A 16,985-nucleotide genomic window follows, 5' to 3' on the forward strand; every position below is an offset into this window, starting at 1 on the left:
TGTCGCGGTTACTTCGCCTTGTGCTTGCCGAAACGCTTTTCCAGATGACGCGTCAGGCTCATCAGCGGCAGACTCATCGCCAGGTACCCCAGCGCCACCAGCGTATAGACCGTCACGTTCTGAAACGTGGACGCCGCGATCAACTGACCTTCACGCGTCATCTCGGCAACGGTGATCGTCGAAGCCAGCGACGAGTCCTTCAACATCATGACCAGCGTATTCGCATACGGCGGCAACGCGACGCGCACGGCTTGCGGCAGGATCACGCGATACATCGTCTTCACGCGACCCATGCCGATCGACTGGGCCGCTTCGAACTGGCCAGGGTCGACGGCCTCGATGCCCGAGCGGATGATTTCCGCCACATAGGTCGAGTAACCGAAGCCCAGACCAATGATGCTCGCTTCGAGCGCCGTCATCTGAATGCCGACATCCGGCAGCACGAAGTAGATGTAAAACAGCAGCACGATCATCGGCAAACCGCGCACCACGTTGATCATCGCGCTGACCACCGTGACGACACCGGGATGGCGCGACATTTTCAACAACGCCCAGACGAGTCCGAGCACGGTGCTCAATACCAGACACCCCAGCGTGATGAGGATGCTCATCAGGGCGCCCGTGAACAGAATCGGGACAAAATCGGTTATATCGCGCCAATGCATACGGTGTGCTCTTCAGAATCGGGGTGGGTTCGCGTTCAGCTTGCGAGATTCCACTTCTTCAGGATCGCATTGAGCGAGCCGTCGGCCTTCATCTTCGTCAGAGCATCGTTGATCTTGGCGAGCAGTGCACCATTGCCCTTCTTCACGGCGATGGCGATGTCGAATTTCTCCATCGGCACGTAGTCGTTCACCACGCGCGCGCCGCGCAGGCCGCCCGACGCTTCCTGCGCCTTGAGAATCGGATAGTCGCTAAAGCCGGCGGTAATGCGGCCCAGCACCACGTCGCGCGTCATGTCGGCGGGGCTGTCGTACATCTTCACTTCCTTGAAAATGCCGAGCTTGACCAGTTGATCGCCGTAATCGGTGCCGGTGGGCGCGCCCACTACGGTGCCCTTCAGGTCCTGCACCGACTTGTAATCCGTCTTGTTCGAATCCTTGACGATGATGCCTTCGCCGAATGCGGTAACCGGTTGCGAGAAGTCGACTACTTCAGCGCGCTTCGGCGTCGGTGTCATGCCCGCCACGATGATGTCGATCTTGCCCGATACGGCCGACTGGATCAGCGCCGAAAACGGCACCGCATCGAACGAGACGTTGAAGCCTTCGCGCTTGCCGATTGCATCCACCACATCGGGCATCAGGCCTTCGATCTTCTGCGTCTTCACATCCATGAAGGTGGTCGGTGCGCTCGACGGCGGCGAACCCGCGGTCAGCGTCGGCGTATCGGCATGGCTCAGGCTTGCGCCGAACATCATGGAAAGGGCTACGCCAGCCTGAAGAGCGAAGCGTTGAACGGCTTGCAGGCGTGCTGCGGGGCGAAGCTCACGGGTAAAACGCAACATGGTCATCCTCGGAATGGTTGGTGAAAACCGTAGCAACGAGATGCGCTGCTACGGCAAACAACAGTACTGCCCCTGCATCGGTTCAATGCAGAATGTCCTGCAAACGGTAATACGCGCCCACCAGCGGCAGAAACCACGCATGGCCGAAATGGCCAGGAATGGCGGGCCACTCCAGCTTGCGCCATGGGTTGCTCGCGGCGGCGCCGAACATCACGTCGGCCATCAAGCGACCCATGTGCACCGACATCTGCACACCATGGCCGCTGTAGCCCATCGAGTAAAACAGTCCCTCATGCTGGCCCGCGCGCGGCAACCGGTCCGCCGTCATGTCGACGAGGCCGCCCCAGCAATAATCGAGGCCCACGTCGGCCAGTTTCGGAAAGTAGTTGGCGAGACCTGCACGCAGGATCTGGCCGCTCTTTTCGTCGGAACGCGGATTCGACATGGCAAAACGGGCGCGACCGCCGAACAGCAAACGGTTGTCGGCCGTCGCGCGAAAGTAGTTGCCGATGTTGCGTGTGGTCACATAAGCGCGGCGCTTCGGCACGATCTCGTCGAGTTGTGCGGTCGTCAAAGGTTCGGTGACGACGATAAAGCTGCCTACCGGCGCAATGCGGCGCCGGAACCACTGCAATGGGCCGATCTGCGAAGCGCCGGTAGCAACCAGTACGCGCCCGGCGCGGATCTTTCCGAACTCGGTGGCCACTTCGTAACGTTCGCCTTCGAGGCGCTTGAGGCCCGTCACCGGTGTGTACTCAAAAATGCGCGCGCCGTGTTTGACAGCGGCATTCGCAAGGCCCACGCCAAACTTGCCCATATGCATCTGCGCACCGTTGCGCTGCACGAGGCCACCGTAAAAACCATCGGAGCCGACTTCCTCGCGAATCCGTTCCGGAGGAATCAGTTCGACATCCGAATCGACATTGCGCAATAGCGATTCGTAGCTTTTGGCAAGCTTGTCGAAGTGCTGAGGCTTGGCCGCGAGCTTGATCTTGCCGCCGCGGAAAAAATCGCAATCGATCTTCTCTTCGCTGACGATCGACGCCACCGTCCCTACCGCACTCTCATACGCACGATAGAAATCGCGCGCATTGTCCGCACCGATACGCTCGGCCAGCGCCGCATAGTCGTGCGCGAGACCGGTGTTGCACTGGCCGCCGTTGCGGCCCGACGCTTCACCGGCTATGCGTCCGGCTTCCAGCACCGTCACCGGAATACCGCGCTTCGCCAACTCGAGTGCCGCAGACAGGCCGGTAAAGCCGCCGCCGATCACCACCACATCGGAGCCGCCTTCGAGCGGGCCTTGCTGCCCGTGCAGAAACGGCGGCGCAGTGTCGAGCCAGTACGAATCAAGCTTCATCGGGTTCCTTCGCGCTTGAGCGCGTCAGTGCATCAGTGCGTCAAACAAGGCCTAAAGACCGACGACGCCGGCCAGACCGCCGATGTCCTTGATCTCGGTGTAGTTGTAGAACGGCGTGGACGGTTCATGACCGCGCGCGACAAACACCTTGTTCTTGATGCCGAGATCGTTGGCCGACATCAGGTCGTAGCGCAGGCTCGACGACACATGCAGGATGTCTTCCGGGCCGCAGCCGAGGTTGTCCAGCATATATTCGAACGCTTGCAGACGCGGCTTGTACGCTTGTGCCATTTGCGCTGTGAACACAGCATGAAACGGTGCGCCGAGCTTGTCGACATTGCTCTGGATCTGGTCGTTCGATGCGTTCGACAGAATCACCAGCGGGATTTCCTTCGCGACCTTGGCAAGACCTTCCGGCACATCCGCGTGCGGCCCCCAGGTCGGGACGGCGTCGTAGAAACGTTGGGCTTCGGCGTCGTCGTAGGCGAGATTCCAGCGCTTGAGCGTGCGGCGCACGGCGTTCTTCACGACTTCCTGATACGGCTTCCAGGCGCCGAGCACTTCGTCAAGGCGAAACGCCGAGAAGTCGCGCACGAACTGATCCATATGGTCGGCGCTGACGCGGTCGGCAAAAATTTCGCGGGCCATGTCGCCCATGCGGAAACGGGTCAGCGTACCGTAGCAGTCGAAGGTGATGTATTTGGGCCTGAAGCGGGTCATGTCTATGTCCTGTGGTGGGCAATAGTCAGCGGGAAAGCAGTCACTGCACGCGCGGCGACGGCTGCTTGAAGAGAATTACACCACCCCAAAAAATGCGGGTTGTCGTGTTATGGACGGCGCTGAACACACAATCCGCCGTTTTTCGCTGCGCTCGCAGCACAGTATGCGGCATCCGCTGAAGGGGCTCAGAACAGCATTTCGTCGACCCGGGTATGCCCTTACGCGGGCGCTCTCAACCGGGCTAATCAAGGCTTCACGGGGTCCGCGACGGCGATCGCCAGGCGACGACATAAACGACAACGGCCGCATCGGAGACCGACGCGGCCGTATTGGACGCTATAGATGGCGCTTTAGCAGCACATCGTGCTACGCGCAGCAGGGCTTATGTATGAGCTGAAATCGACGCGCGTGAAAGCCACGCCCGCACGCAGATTCAAGCCCCCTGATTCAGATCGATCAGCACGCTCTTGAAACGCAGATTCGCTTCAAACGCCTGGCGGCCGAGATCCTTGCCGAGTCCGGATTGCTTGTAGCCACCAGTGGGAATCACAAAATCGGAAGTACGCCCATAGCGGTTGATCCACACCGTGCCCGCTTCGATGCTACGCATGGCACGTAGCGCGCGGCTCAGATCGGCCGTATGAACGCCCGACGCAAGACCGTATTTCTCGTGGCTGGCGAGCGCGAGCGCCTCGTCTTCGTCATCGAAGGTCTGCACCGTGAGCACGGGCCCGAACACTTCTTCGCGCACAGCCTCGGAGTCTGCAGTCACGTTGGTCAGGATGGTCGGCGCGTAGAAGGCCCCCTCACCAGCCACCGGCAGGCGCGTGCCGCCCGCGGCAATCTGTGCGCCCTGCCCGACGCTACGCGCGACGATGCCGTCGATACGCTGTGCCTGCTTGGCCGAGATGATCGGCGGCAGCGTCGTGCCTGCGGCCCACGTGTGCCCCGGTTTCAACGCAGCGAACGCGGAGGCAATACCGTCGATCAGACGCGGCGCAGCCGAACGTTCGACGATCAAGCGCGAACCCGCCACGCACACCTGCCCCGCATTGCCGGCAATCGCACCGGCGATACGGCGCGCCACCAGATCGAGATCGGGCGCATCCGCGAACACGACTTGCGGACTCTTGCCGCCAAGCTCCAGCGTCACAGGCTTGGTGCCGGTCTGCGCGCAGGCCGTCATGATGGCCGCACCGGTCTGGCTCGAGCCGGTGAAGGTCACTTTGGCGATCTTCGGATGACGCACCAGTGCGTCGCCCGTGACGCGCCCGTCGCCTTGCACGACATTGAAGATGCCCGGCGGGATGCCGGCTTCGATCGCGAGTTCGGCCAAACGCAGCACCGAAAACGGCGTCATCTCCGACGGCTTCAGCACCACCGCATTGCCCGCTGCAAGCGCTGGGGCGATTTTCCAGGACGCCATCACCAGCGGGAAATTCCACGGCGCGATCGCGCCGATCACACCGTACGGCTCGGCGATGATCATGCCAAGATGATCGGGTCGCGTCGCTGCCACCTCGCCACCGATCTTGTCGGCGAATTCGGAGTAGAAGCGGATACCTTCGGCGGTGAACGGCACATCCCACGCGGCGGCATCGCGAATGGGCCGGGTCGAGCCGACCGACTCCAGACGCGCCAGCGTGTCCACATCCGCCTCGATCAATTCGGCCCAGCGGCGCAGCGTGCGCGCCCGTTCGCGCGGCGCGCAGCGAGCCCAGTCGCTGGTCTTGAAGGCGTGCCAGGCATCCTCGACAGCACGATCCACCAGATCGGCGTCGGCGATCGGCAGATCCGCGTAGACTGCGCCGTCCGAGGGGCGCGTGACGTCGAGTGCAGCGGCGCCGTCCACGTAGCGGCCACCTATGAAGTGCGCGCCGCGTACGGCAATCAGAGCGGGATCGAAGCTGTCCATTGTGTCCATTCCAGGTCGCAGACGAGATTCGAATCATGGTACGGGCGATAGCGCAGCATTTGCTGCCATGATGACCGGCCACGACCGCGCGGAGCACGCGTTATGAGGGCTGTGCGCAGCGCAGCGTGCGGTATTCCCACGGTGCGGCTCGCGCAATAAGATCGTCCTAGCCGCAGTATTTTGCCGGTGCGACATTACGCAGGCATATTGAAGAGGAGTGGAAAGTGACTGAACCGCTTGCTGGAGCACCTGTCCGGTTTCGTCCGCTGACGGCCGGCGATCTGCCCGCCGCGCACGAACTGTCCGTGGCGGTCAAATGGCCGCATCGCCGCGAAGACTGGGAATTCGCGCTGAACCTGGGCACGGGCGTCGGCGCCGAGGACCACGGCACCCTGCTCGGCACCGCGTTGCACTGGAAATTCGGTGCGGATCACGCCTCGCTCGGCATGGTGATCGTCGCTCCCGAACAGCAAGGCCGCGGCATCGGCCGCGATCTGATGACCCGCACGATGGACGCGCTCGGCGAGCGCACCACCTTCCTGAACGCGACGCCGGCCGGCCAGCCGCTCTACGAAAAGTTCGGCTTCAAGGCTATCGGCAGCATCCATCAACACCAGGGCACGGGTGGCGCGCATCCGCCGGCCGTGCAACTGGCGCCCGGCGAACGGATCCGTCCGCTCGGCGCGCGCGATCCGGGCCGGCTCTCGGCCCTGTTAAACCGCGCGGCAGGCTATGACCGCACGCAGGTGCTGGGCGCGTTGCTGAACGTGGCGGAAGGTGTCGTGCTCGATCGCGACGGCGAACCGGTTGGCTTCGCGCTGATGCGCCGCTTCGGCCGCGGTCATGTGATCGGGCCGCTGGTGGCGCCGCATATCGAAGGCGCCCAGGCGCTGATCAGCCACCTGGTTGGATCGAACGAAGGCAAGTTCGTGCGTATCGACGTCGACGGTAACTCAGGTCTGTCCGACTGGCTCGACGGTCTCGGACTGCAACAGGTGGATGCAGTCGTCACCATGGTGCGGGGCGCCGCGCCCCAGCCTGAAAGCGACGTACGCGTTTTCGCCATCACCAACCAGGCGCTCGGTTAGGCGCTATAGGCCTCCAAAGATCCTCACCGCCCTCCCCAAACGACGACGCCCAGGACCCCGCGAGATGACCTTCCTCTACAAGGCCGACACCGTGCGCGGCGCCCAATGGGCGCGCCTCTTTGCCGAGAAAGCCCCCGACATCCCCTTCCGCATTTGGCCGGACGGCAGTTCAGGCGACGACGCCCACGCCGTGCGCTACCTCGCCGTCTGGGAACCGCCGCGCGATCTCGCCACAGCCTTTCCCAATCTGGAACTGGTGTTTTCGGTGGGTGCCGGGATCGACCAGTTCGATCTGTCGGCCATTCCTGCGCACCTGCCGGTAGTTCGGATGATCGAACCGGGCATCGTGGCGGGGATGGTCGAATACACGACGCTCGCCACGCTGGCGCTGCACCGCGACTGGCTCACCTATGCGGCGCAGCAACGCGAAGGCCGCTGGCAGCCGGTGCGCACCCGCGTCGCAGGCGAGCGGCGCGTCGGCGTGCTCGGTCTCGGTGTACTGGGTGAGGCCGTGCTGACGCGCCTTGCCAGTTTTGGCTTTCCCTGCGCCGGCTGGAGCCGTTCGCCGCGCGAGCTCGACGGGATCGAATGTTTCGCGGGCGCCGACACGCTGCCGCAATTTCTCGCCCGCACCGATATTCTGATCTGCCTGCTGCCGCTGACGGCCGCAACGCGGCATATCCTGAACCGCGATCTGTTTGCGCAATTGCCACGCGGGGCCGCGCTGATCAACACAGGCCGCGGCGGTCATCTGCAGCAGGATCATCTGCTAGAGGCGCTCGAAAGCGGGCAACTGAGCGCCGCCGTGCTGGACGTGGCGGACCCCGAGCCGTTAGCTGCGGATCATCCGCTATGGCATCACCCGCGCGTCATGCTGACGCCGCACATTGCCAGCGTGACGCAGCCGGACAGCGCGGTCGAAGTCGTGCTCGACAACCTGCGCCGCCACCGCGAAGGCGAGCCGCTGATCGGTCAGGTGGACCGCGCCCGCGGATATTGAGCGCGCCAGCGCAGCACAAAATGCTGCGCCGCCTGCAAAAACACAATTCCCACCTTCCAGCAGCGGCGAATCCCAGCGTCTTCGTTGTTTCTGTCCCGCTACCATGGTTTGCATGCGGTTCGCGCTCGCGGCACGCGTTGCGCGCACCTTTCCGGCACTCCGTGCATTGCTGCGCGCACAACTCACGCACCCCATACCATGTCCACGTCCTCACTGATCGAATCCGACCGCAAACATCTGATCCACCCGGTTGCCAGCATGCGTGCTCACGAGAAGCGCGGCGTGACCATTCTCGAATCGGGCCGTGGCGCATGGCTGCGCGATAGCGAGGGCAACGAACTGCTCGACGCATTCTCCGGTCTGTGGTGCGTGAATACCGGCTACGGTCACGAGAGCATCGTGCGCGTCGCGACCGAACAGATGACGCGCTTGCCCTACGCCACCGGTTATTTCCATTTCGGCTGCGAACCGGCGATCAGGCTTGCTGAACAACTGGTTGAACTGGCGCCCGCCTCGCTGCGTCACGTGTATTTCACGCTGGGCGGCTCGGATGCGGTGGACGCGGCAGTCCGCTACATCACGAACTTCTACAACGCCACCGGCCGGCCGCAGAAAAAGCAGTTCATTGCGCTGGAGCGCGGGTATCACGGATCGTCGTCCGTGGGTGCGGGGCTGACGGCACTCGGCGTGTTTCATCAGAACTTCGATCTTCCTTTGCCGAACCAGCATTACATTCCTTCGCCGTATCTGTATCGCAGCGAAACGAGCAACGATCCGCAAGCGGTGATCGATGCGTCGGTTGCCGCGCTGCGCGCGAAGGTCGCAGCGCTCGGCGCCGAACGCGTCGCCGCGTTCTTCTGCGAGCCGATCCAGGGCTCGGGCGGCGTGATCGTGCCGCCGAAAGGCTGGCTCAAGGCGATGCGCGACGCATGCCGCGAACTCGATATCCTGTTCGTCGCCGATGAAGTCATCACCGGCTTCGGCCGCACCGGCCCGTTGTTCGCCTGTGCTGGCGAAGACGTCGAGCCGGATCTGATGACGGTGGCGAAGGGCCTCACCGCGGGCTATGCGCCGATGGGCGCCGTGCTGATGTCCGACGAGGTCTACAACGGCATTGCCGATGGTGCAGGCACCGGTTCAGCCGTGGGCCATGGTCAGACCTATTCGGCGCATCCTGTGAGCGCGGCCATCGGTCTCGAAGTGCTGCGGCTCTATCACGAAGGCGGCCTGCTGGCGAACGGCGTGGCTCAGGCGCCGCGCTTCGAAGCGGGCCTGCGCGACCTGCTCGACCATCCGCTGGTGGGCGACGCCCGCAGCCGCGGCCTGCTCGGCGCGCTCGAACTGGTGTCGGACAAAGCCACCAGGCGCCGCTTCGACCCTGCACTGAACCTGAGCGAGCGGATCGCCACCACCGCCTATCGCAACGGCCTGATCTTCCGCGCCTTCAACGACAACATCCTCGGCTTCGCGCCGGCGCTCTGCTACACGCGCGAGGAATTCGACGTGATGTTCGAACGCCTGCGCAAAACGCTCGATACGGTGCTGGAAGCGCCCGAAGTACGCGCCAGTCTTGCCTGAGGTCGTGCCCGAGGCTTGATCTCGGGCATCGCGCGGCAGCCTCGCGGCGCGGCTGCGTAATGCGTCGAAAGGCTTGCTGCGTACGGGTTTGCCGTGAAATTTTTTCATGTCGGAGCGTGCTACGATAGTTCCGTCGCCGCGCTTCCATAGGTCATCGCCTCCGTGTCAACCAACGCTAGTTCAATGAAGCTGGACCGCATCGATCTGCGCATCCTGTCCCAGCTCCAAAAGAAGGGCCGAATAACCAACGTCGACCTCGCGGATGCGGTCGGCCTCTCGCCGAGCCCGTGCCTGATTCGCGTAAAGCGTCTTGAGAAGGCCGGGTACATTGCGGGCTACGGCGCACATCTGCAGCTCAACAAGCTCGGCGACATCCAGCTCGTGTTTACCGAAGTGACCTTGCAGGACCATCGGCGCGAAGACTTTGCCAAGTTCGAGGCCAGCATCCGCACCGTGGATGAGATCGCCGAATGCCACCTTGTCAGCGGCGGCTACGACTATCTGCTCAAGTTCGTCACGCGCAGCGTCGTGCATTACCAGAGCGTGATGGAGAATCTGCTGGAACGTAACATCGGCATTGAAAAGTACTTCAGCTATGTGGTGATCAAGTCGCCGTTCGTGAAGAACCACTATCCGATTGAAAGCCTGTTTCCGTTGACTGATTGAAGGAATGGGCGCGGCATGATCTTGTGCTGCTTTCCCGGCTTTCTATTTCGTTATCCTGAACTCATTCTTGCAGGCGTTCGCCATGCCACTCACACTCCATCGTCCAGAACTTTCCCGCTCGCACAACTTCATCAATGGCGAGTGGCGCGATGCTATTGATGGCGCGCGCTATGCCGTCAGCGATCCGGCTAGCGGAAGCGAATTTACGAGCGTGCCCGACAGCAGCGACGCCGACGCCCAGGCCGCCACCGACGCAGCGCACGCCGCTTTCGATGGCTGGCGCGAGCGTACAGCCCGCGAACGTGCGCAGTTTCTCAAGCGCTGGCATGCGGCGATCGTCGCCAATAGCGAGGACCTCGCGCGCATCATCTCGCGCGAGCAGGGCAAGCCGCTCGCCGAAGCGCGCGGCGAGGTGGCGTATGGCGCGTCGTATGTGGAATGGTTTGCGGAAGAGGCCGTACGCAGCTACGGCGACATGATTCCCGCCTTGATGCCCGGTAAGCGGATGATGGCGATCAAAGAACCGGTCGGCGTGGTCGCCGCCATCACGCCGTGGAATTTCCCGCTCGCGATGATCGCCCGCAAGATCGCGCCGGCGCTGGCCGCCGGCTGTACGGTGGTCGCCAAGCCCGCGGAAGACACGCCCCTTACCGCTCTCGCGCTGGCTCGTCTCGCCGAAGAGGCCGGCCTGCCGGCTGGCGTGCTGAACGTCGTGACCGCCTCGCGCGAACACACGCCGGCAGCCGTTTCTAACTGGCTCGCCGATTCACGTGTGCGCAAAATCACGTTCACTGGATCGACGCCTGTGGGCAAGCACCTGGCGCGCGAATCGGCTGATACGCTCAAGAAACTCTCGCTGGAATTGGGTGGCAACGCGCCGTTTATCGTTTTCGACGATGCGGATCTCGACGCCGCAGTCGACGGCCTGATGGCCTCGAAGTTTCGCAACGGTGGCCAGACCTGCGTGTGCCCGAACCGGGTGTATGTGCAAAACGGCATCTACGACGCGTTCGTGCGCAAACTGGTGGACCGTGTTGCCGCCCTCCGGGTAGGGCCCGCCACGCGCGACGACTCGCAGATCGGCCCGATGATCAATGCCCGTGCGGTCGACAAGATCGAGCGTCACGTGCAGGACGCGCTGGCGCATGGCGCCGTAGTGCTGACCGGCGGCCGTCGCCTGCAAGGTGACGGGCTGGACGGTCCACACTACTACGCCCCCACGGTAATCGGCGACGCCAACCGCGACATGGCGCTGTTCCGCGAAGAGACCTTCGGCCCGGTTGCGCCGCTGTTTCGCTTCGATAACGACGCCGACGTTCTGCGCGAAGCCAACGACACGCCTTTCGGACTCGCGGCATACTTCTATTCCAGCGATGTGCGGCGCATCTGGCGCGTCGCCGGACGGCTCGAAAGCGGCGTGATCGGCATCAACGAGGGCGCCGTCGCGAGCGAGGCGGCGCCGTTCGGCGGCGTGAAGGAGTCGGGCTATGGCCGCGAAGGTTCGCGCTACGGTCTCGACGACTACCAGCACATCAAATACCTTTGCCAGGGCGGCCTTGCCTGAATCCTGGATAAAGGCCCTTTATCGACTGCGAATGGACTCTCACATGACAACCCACTCACCGCAGGACCACGCCTACCCGGTCGACGTCGAATTCCCCGACCTGAGCGGCTATGCCGCGGGCAATACCGGCATTCCGTATGTCTACACGTTCGACAGCGGCCTGCCCGGCTCGCACGTGATGATCAACGCGCTGACGCACGGCAACGAAGTGTGCGGCGCGATCACGGTCAAGGGGTTGCTCGATCTCGGCGTGCGGCCGCGCCGCGGCAAGCTCACACTGGCGTTTTCGAACGTCGAGGCTTACCTGACTTTCGACGCTTCGAAGCCGGATGCATCGCGCTTCGTCGATCAGGATTTCAACCGGGTATGGACCGCGGCGAAACTCGATGACACGAGCACGGATTCGAGCGAGCTGCGCCGCGCACGAGCGTTGCGTCCTGTGATCGATACCGTTGACGCATTGCTCGACCTGCATTCGATGCATGAGCGTAGTGCGCCGCTGATCGTGTCAGGTCCGCTGGAGAAAGGCATCGCGTTGTCCCGCGCACTGGGTGCCCCTGCTACCGTGATCAGCGACGAAGGTCATCCGGAAGGGCGTCGCATGCGCGACTATGCCGACTTCGGCGATCCGCAAAGCACACGCAACGCGCTGCTGGTGGAGTGCGGCCAGCATTGGGAGCCGTCGTCGGTGGTAGTGGCGAAGGACTGCACGGCGCGCTTCCTGGTGCTATCCGGCGTACTCGATGAAGCCGACCTACCCGCTGACTGGTTTGCACCGAAACCGGCTGCCATGCGTGTGATTCGTGTCACGGAGCCCGTAGTGGCAAAGAGTATGGACTTCCGCTTTGCAGATGCTTACACCGGCTTGGAGACATTCCCCAAAGCGGGCGCTGTGATTGGCTGGAACGAGGGTGAACCGGTGGTTACGCCTTATGACAATTGCGTGCTGGTGATGCCGTCGTTGCGACAGCTCAGGCCTGGGGTAACGGTGGTGCGGTTGGGGCAATTGCTCGACAACTGAGTGCCGTTGTCTATCGCGAGAGGCGTGAAGCGATGCCGCTAACAGCGGCGCCGCTTCGCGCCGCGTCACTCAGATATTCTGCACAAACATATACTGCTTCGTGACTTTCTCGGTCACTTCGAACACGCCGCGAAAACCTTCCGGCACCATCACAGCATCGCCCGGGCCGAACGGTTTGCGTTCGCCTTCATCCGGCACGATCGCGCCAATGCCCGACAGCACGTGGAAAAACTCGAACTGTCCTTCGGGGAAATCGATCCGCCACGCACCTGCTGTGCCGCTCCAGATGCCGGTGCTGATCTTGCCGTCGCCGCGCTCGAATACAGGCCAATCGCGGCGCTCGGGCTGACCGCGCAACAAACGCTCCGGGCTCAGCGAAAGCAGTGTGCCTTCGCCCTGCGGCTCGCCGAAACAAAAACTCTGCACGGAACTAACTGATAAAGACTGCGACATGGACGGGTTCTCTCTTTTACAGTAAATCGATTCGGTTAACTCGCGCGACGCAACTCGGGCCACGAAGCACAGAGCTCCGCAAAGATCTGCTCGATCACCTCGGCGTCCGCACCTTGCGTTTCGACACGCGCATCTAGTACATCGAAAATCCGATGCTTGATGAAATAGCGCCATTGCACAGGTACGCCTGACAAAATATGTGTGAGCGCGGCATAGCGTTCGCGCGTCCACTTCACTTCGAAAGCTTCACGGTAAGGGCCAAACTCGAACGCAGGCACCGGCGTATTGCGCGCCATCGCATGAGCCTGCTCGCGCAACACAGCCGTTTCAGCAGAGTCGATCTCGCCGTCGGCAATCGCCACGGCATAAACCTCGCGCGCTTCCTGTGCCGTGACATAGCCGCGTTGCACGTCTTCGCACACTCGCCGAACGTCGCGATCGATAGGCCTGCCGTATCCTCCTGCTCCCGCACCAATCAGCCGGATCACGTCGCCCGGATTGCAGATCACCAGGTCCGTGTTGCCGAGTTGCTCCGCCTGCGGCATGTCGGGGTTCCTGGTGAACCGCGCGTTCGCGCCGGCATGGCCGCCGCGAACGCCCCATGAGGCAAAGTGCGTGCGGTCGCGGTTGCGAGCAGTGACGAGCGTGTTTGGCGAGAAGACCTTGAATTCCATCACCAGCCCCTGGCCGCCGCGAAATTGTCCTGCGCCACCTGAACCGGGCGCCACGCCGTAACGCGTGATACGGATCGGCACCTCAGCCTCGTTGATCTCCACAGGCGTGTTGCGCAAAAACGCGTTGTTCGCACCAGAGCCGTCTTCGCCATCATCGAACGACATGCCTCCGGCGCCGCCACCAATAGGTCCAATCGACGCCATGACCGTACTGCCGTGCCGGTCCATTGTCTTGACGCTGAGGATCGACAGGCCGCCTGCGGGGCAAGCGGCGAGCCGCTCAGGAATGGCCTGCGAGAAAGCACCGAAGGTCAGCAAATGCAGCAGCTTGCAGGTCAGGCTGCGCATGCCGACCGCCGCCGGCCGCTGCGCATTCACCACCGTGCCTTCAGGCAGCACGCAGCGCGCTACTCTCAGCATGCCGCTGTTCAGCAGGATCTCCGGGTTGAGCGTGTACAGCACATAAACGAAACCGACCAGCGCAAGCGCATGCCGTTCGCGTCCACCGGTCGGGATGTTCAATGACGACTGCAACTGCGGATCGCTACCGGTGTAGTCGAATTCGACGCTGCCGTCGCGGATACGCAGCGTCAACGCGACGCGCATCGGCTTGCCGCGCACCGAGTCTTCGTCGGCGTATTCGGCGAAGAAATACTCGCCATCGGGAATGCCGCGCATGACGGTGCGCGCCTGCTCTTCCGAGTAATCGAGCAACGCCTGCATGCCCGCCTTGAAACCGTCGATGCCGAACCGCTCGATGATCTCCAGCACGCGCCGCTCGCCCGTATGCAGCGACGCCAGTTGCGCATGCAAATCACCGACGTTCTGGTCCGGCACGCGCACATTGGTAGCCATGATGCGCAGCAGCTCTTCGTCGAGCACGCCGCGTCGCACGATCTTGGTGGGCGGAAAGCGGATGCCCTCCTGCTCGATCTCGGTCAGCGTACGCGACAGCGAGGCGGGCACGGCGCCGCCCATATCGGTGTTGTGAATGTGGCCGCCCACGAAGCAGACGATCTCACCTTCGTAGAACACCGGCTTCCAGAGCACGATATCCGGCGTGTGGGTAGCGACGAAACCGCTGTATGCATCGTTCGTCATGCCGATATCGCCCGGCTCGTAATGATCGATCATGCCGATCACCGGGCCGTAATCGAGGCCGACGTACCAGGTCGCGCCAAGCGTCTTTGGTGAAGCGAACGTGTGTCCATCCGGCGTCGTGATCGCGCACGAGAAGTCCTCGGTCTCTTTCACGAAGGTCGAATGCGCGGTGCGCACCAGCGTGTACGCCATGCTTTCCGCCGCAGCGACGCAGTAGTTGGCGAAAATCTGCAGGACTGCCTTGTCGAATTGCATGCCGGGCTCCGGTTCAGTTCGCGCCAACGTAAGTGAGTATCAGATTGCCGTAGGTATCGACGCGTCCCGCGAAACCAGGCAGCACGCAGGTTGTGCAATCGTCCTGCGCGATCACTGCGGGTCCGGCTATGTGCTGGCCGGCTAGCAGTTTGGCGCGGTGAAACAGCGCGGCGTCGTGGAACGCGCCGTCCATCCAGACCTTTACCGAAGCGTCCGGCACCGGCGTCTGCTCACTGGCTTCGATGGGTCGCAAGGCTGGCTTGGGGGTTACTGACGCGATCACGAGGCGCAGCGCCACGATCTGAATCTTTGCTTTCAGATCGCTGTGGCCATAGAGTCGCGCGTGCTCGCGGTGGAATGCTTCGCTGAGCACGTCAATGTTTCGCTCCTGCAGCCATGCCAGTTCAAGGGGTGTGTCGATTTCGAACGATTGGCCCTTGTAGCGCATATCCGCCGAGACCGTGATGCGCGCGGGGCGATCGTCGCTCTTATCGCTGGGAGACGCAGTTTCACCGGCCATCCAGCTTCGCGCCGCCGTTTCGAGCGCATGTGCATCGTCGCGTAAGGCCTCGAGCGCCGCAGCATCGAGATCGTAGTAGGTGGTCTTGACGAAGTCGTTCTTGGTGTCCGCGATCAAACCGCCCAGCGCACTGAGCACGCCCGGTGTGGTCGGCACAACCACCTGCTCCATGCCGAGTGCCCGCGCGAAGTAGCACGCGAGCATCGGCCCGGCACCGCCGAACGGCAGCAGCGAAAACGTGCGCGGATCGATGCCGAAGCGCGAGACGATCCGGCTCACGCCCGCATACATGCCGGACACCGACACGTTGACGATCGCTTCCGCGGTCCGGTAAATATCGGAGCCAAGCCGCTGCGCCAGCACTTCGACCGCGCGGCAGGCCGCATCGTGATCGACCTTCACCGAGTTGTAGCCGAGGCTCGCATTGCCGATCACGCCCATCACGGCGAAGGCATCGGTGATCGTCGCGCGCGTGCCGCCCCGGCCGTAGCACACCGGGCCGGGGTTCGACCCAGCACTCTCCGGCCCGACCTTGAGCACGCCGAAATCGTCGACCCACGCAATCGAGCCACCGCCGTCGCCAATCGAAGATACCGAGACCGACGGAATATGAATCTGGAAGTCGCCGATATATTCGCCGGTTGCGTATTGCGGCTCGCCGTCGATGATCAGCGCCACGTCAGCCGTCGTGCCGCCGATGTCCAGGCTCATGCAATGCTGCAGGCCGCACAACTGTGCAACATACGCCGCACCGATCACGCCGGACGCCGTACCGGAGAGAATCATCTGCACGCAATTGGTCTTGCCGGTTTCGGCGCTCATCACGCCGCCATTCGACTTGGTGACCTTCATGTCCGCCGCGATGCCGGTTTCGCGCAGCGCGCGCTGCAACGACGACAGATAGTGCGACACCTTCGGCTGCACATAGCCGCCAATCACCGCCGTCGAGGTGCGTTCGTATTCGCGGATGATTGGCCATACATCGGAGGAACATGAAACGAAGAGATCCGGCATGGCCCGCTCGAGGATGGCCTTAACCTCGTGCTCATGAGCCGGATTGCGATACGAATGCAGCAGCGATATCACCACGCCTTCGCAACCGGCACGGCGCAATTTGTCGAGTGCATCGAGCACGCTTGCCTCATCCACGGGCGTCTCGACCGTGCCGTCCGCGGTCAGCCGCTCCACGATGCCGAAGACACGCTCGCGCGGCACCAGCGGCGCGGGGCGCTTCGACATCAGGTTATACATATCGGGGCCCTTGAGCCGCGCGATATCGAGTACGTCTTCGAAGTGACGTGTCGTAAGCAGGCCGAGCTTCAAACCCTTGCGTTGTACGACGGCGTTGACGCCCACCGTCGTCCCATGCGTGAAATACGCCACTTCGTGCGGATCGATGCCGTAGCGTTCGGCCAGCCCTTCCATACCGCGTAAAACTTCGGCGCCAGGGCTATCGGGACGGGAAAACACTTTCAGCGTTTTCAGCTCGCCCGTTTCATCATTCAGTACTGCAAAGTCCGCGAACGAGCCACCGATATCAACACCGATTCTCAGAGCCATGAA

General features: G+C 62.7%; 14 protein-coding genes. 6 read left to right on the forward strand and 8 right to left on the reverse strand.

Going from position 1 to position 16,985, the window contains the following annotated elements:
• Nucleotides 1–8: 8 nt before the first annotated feature.
• From P3T17_RS19035 to P3T17_RS19055, 5 genes are all read right to left on the reverse strand, one after another.
• Complete coding sequence (locus P3T17_RS19035) at nt 9–665, reverse strand: amino acid ABC transporter permease (RefSeq protein WP_074266370.1); 657 nt, start codon at nt 663–665, stop codon at nt 9–11.
• Between the two features lie 35 nt (nt 666–700).
• Nucleotides 701–1,507 carry an ABC transporter substrate-binding protein gene (locus P3T17_RS19040; RefSeq protein WP_074266371.1) on the reverse strand — a complete coding sequence of 269 codons (807 nt, stop codon included), beginning with the start codon at nt 1,505–1,507 and terminating at the stop codon, nt 701–703.
• Nucleotides 1,508–1,589: 82 nt separating this feature from the next.
• On the reverse strand, nt 1,590–2,867 hold the full coding sequence (locus tag P3T17_RS19045) for an NAD(P)/FAD-dependent oxidoreductase (RefSeq protein WP_429408494.1): 1,278 nt from the start codon (nt 2,865–2,867) through the stop codon (nt 1,590–1,592).
• A gap of 51 nt (nt 2,868–2,918) precedes the next feature.
• Nucleotides 2,919–3,587 (reverse strand): haloacid dehalogenase type II, encoded by a 669-nt coding sequence (locus P3T17_RS19050; protein ID WP_074266373.1) that lies wholly within the window; start codon nt 3,585–3,587, stop codon nt 2,919–2,921.
• A gap of 433 nt (nt 3,588–4,020) precedes the next feature.
• On the reverse strand, nt 4,021–5,502 hold the full coding sequence (locus P3T17_RS19055; RefSeq protein WP_429408496.1) for an aldehyde dehydrogenase family protein: 1,482 nt from the start codon (nt 5,500–5,502) through the stop codon (nt 4,021–4,023).
• Between the two features lie 224 nt (nt 5,503–5,726).
• Between P3T17_RS19055 and P3T17_RS19060 the strand changes: the two genes are divergently transcribed.
• The 6 genes from P3T17_RS19060 to P3T17_RS19085 all read left to right on the forward strand — a co-directional run bounded on the left by P3T17_RS19060 (nt 5,727) and on the right by P3T17_RS19085 (nt 12,419).
• Entirely contained in the window at nt 5,727–6,590 is an 864-nt protein-coding gene (locus tag P3T17_RS19060; RefSeq protein ID WP_074266375.1) for a GNAT family N-acetyltransferase, read from the forward strand.
• Nucleotides 6,591–6,654: 64 nt separating this feature from the next.
• Nucleotides 6,655–7,590 (forward strand): 2-hydroxyacid dehydrogenase, encoded by a 936-nt coding sequence (locus P3T17_RS19065; protein ID WP_429408497.1) that lies wholly within the window; start codon nt 6,655–6,657, stop codon nt 7,588–7,590.
• A 198-nt stretch (nt 7,591–7,788) separates the two neighbouring features.
• Nucleotides 7,789–9,168, forward strand: a complete 1,380-nt coding sequence (locus P3T17_RS19070) for an aspartate aminotransferase family protein (protein ID WP_429408499.1) — start codon at nt 7,789–7,791, stop codon at nt 9,166–9,168.
• Nucleotides 9,169–9,351: 183 nt separating this feature from the next.
• Nucleotides 9,352–9,834 carry an Lrp/AsnC family transcriptional regulator gene (locus P3T17_RS19075; RefSeq protein WP_074266378.1) on the forward strand — a complete coding sequence of 161 codons (483 nt, stop codon included), beginning with the start codon at nt 9,352–9,354 and terminating at the stop codon, nt 9,832–9,834.
• Nucleotides 9,835–9,916: 82 nt separating this feature from the next.
• Nucleotides 9,917–11,398 carry an NAD-dependent succinate-semialdehyde dehydrogenase gene (locus P3T17_RS19080; protein ID WP_429408500.1) on the forward strand — a complete coding sequence of 494 codons (1,482 nt, stop codon included), beginning with the start codon at nt 9,917–9,919 and terminating at the stop codon, nt 11,396–11,398.
• Nucleotides 11,399–11,441: 43 nt separating this feature from the next.
• Nucleotides 11,442–12,419, forward strand: a complete 978-nt coding sequence (locus P3T17_RS19085) for a M14 family metallopeptidase (RefSeq protein ID WP_429408502.1) — start codon at nt 11,442–11,444, stop codon at nt 12,417–12,419.
• A gap of 69 nt (nt 12,420–12,488) precedes the next feature.
• Here the strand turns inward: P3T17_RS19085 and P3T17_RS19090 are convergent, their stop codons facing one another.
• The 3 genes from P3T17_RS19090 to P3T17_RS19100 are packed head-to-tail and all read right to left on the reverse strand — an operon-like array spanning nt 12,489 to nt 16,982.
• Nucleotides 12,489–12,872: a cupin domain-containing protein gene (locus P3T17_RS19090; protein WP_429286143.1), complete on the reverse strand. Its 384-nt coding sequence runs from the start codon at nt 12,870–12,872 to the stop codon at nt 12,489–12,491.
• A gap of 35 nt (nt 12,873–12,907) precedes the next feature.
• On the reverse strand, nt 12,908–14,902 hold the full coding sequence (locus P3T17_RS19095) for a hydantoinase B/oxoprolinase family protein (RefSeq protein WP_429408504.1): 1,995 nt from the start codon (nt 14,900–14,902) through the stop codon (nt 12,908–12,910).
• Nucleotides 14,903–14,915: 13 nt separating this feature from the next.
• Nucleotides 14,916–16,982 (reverse strand): hydantoinase/oxoprolinase family protein, encoded by a 2,067-nt coding sequence (locus P3T17_RS19100; RefSeq protein ID WP_429408506.1) that lies wholly within the window; start codon nt 16,980–16,982, stop codon nt 14,916–14,918.
• Nucleotides 16,983–16,985 lie beyond the last annotated feature (3 nt).

The sequence above is a fragment of the Paraburkholderia sp. GAS82 genome (genome assembly GCF_050436285.1).
GTDB classification, from domain to species: domain Bacteria; phylum Pseudomonadota; class Gammaproteobacteria; order Burkholderiales; family Burkholderiaceae; genus Paraburkholderia; species Paraburkholderia phenazinium_B.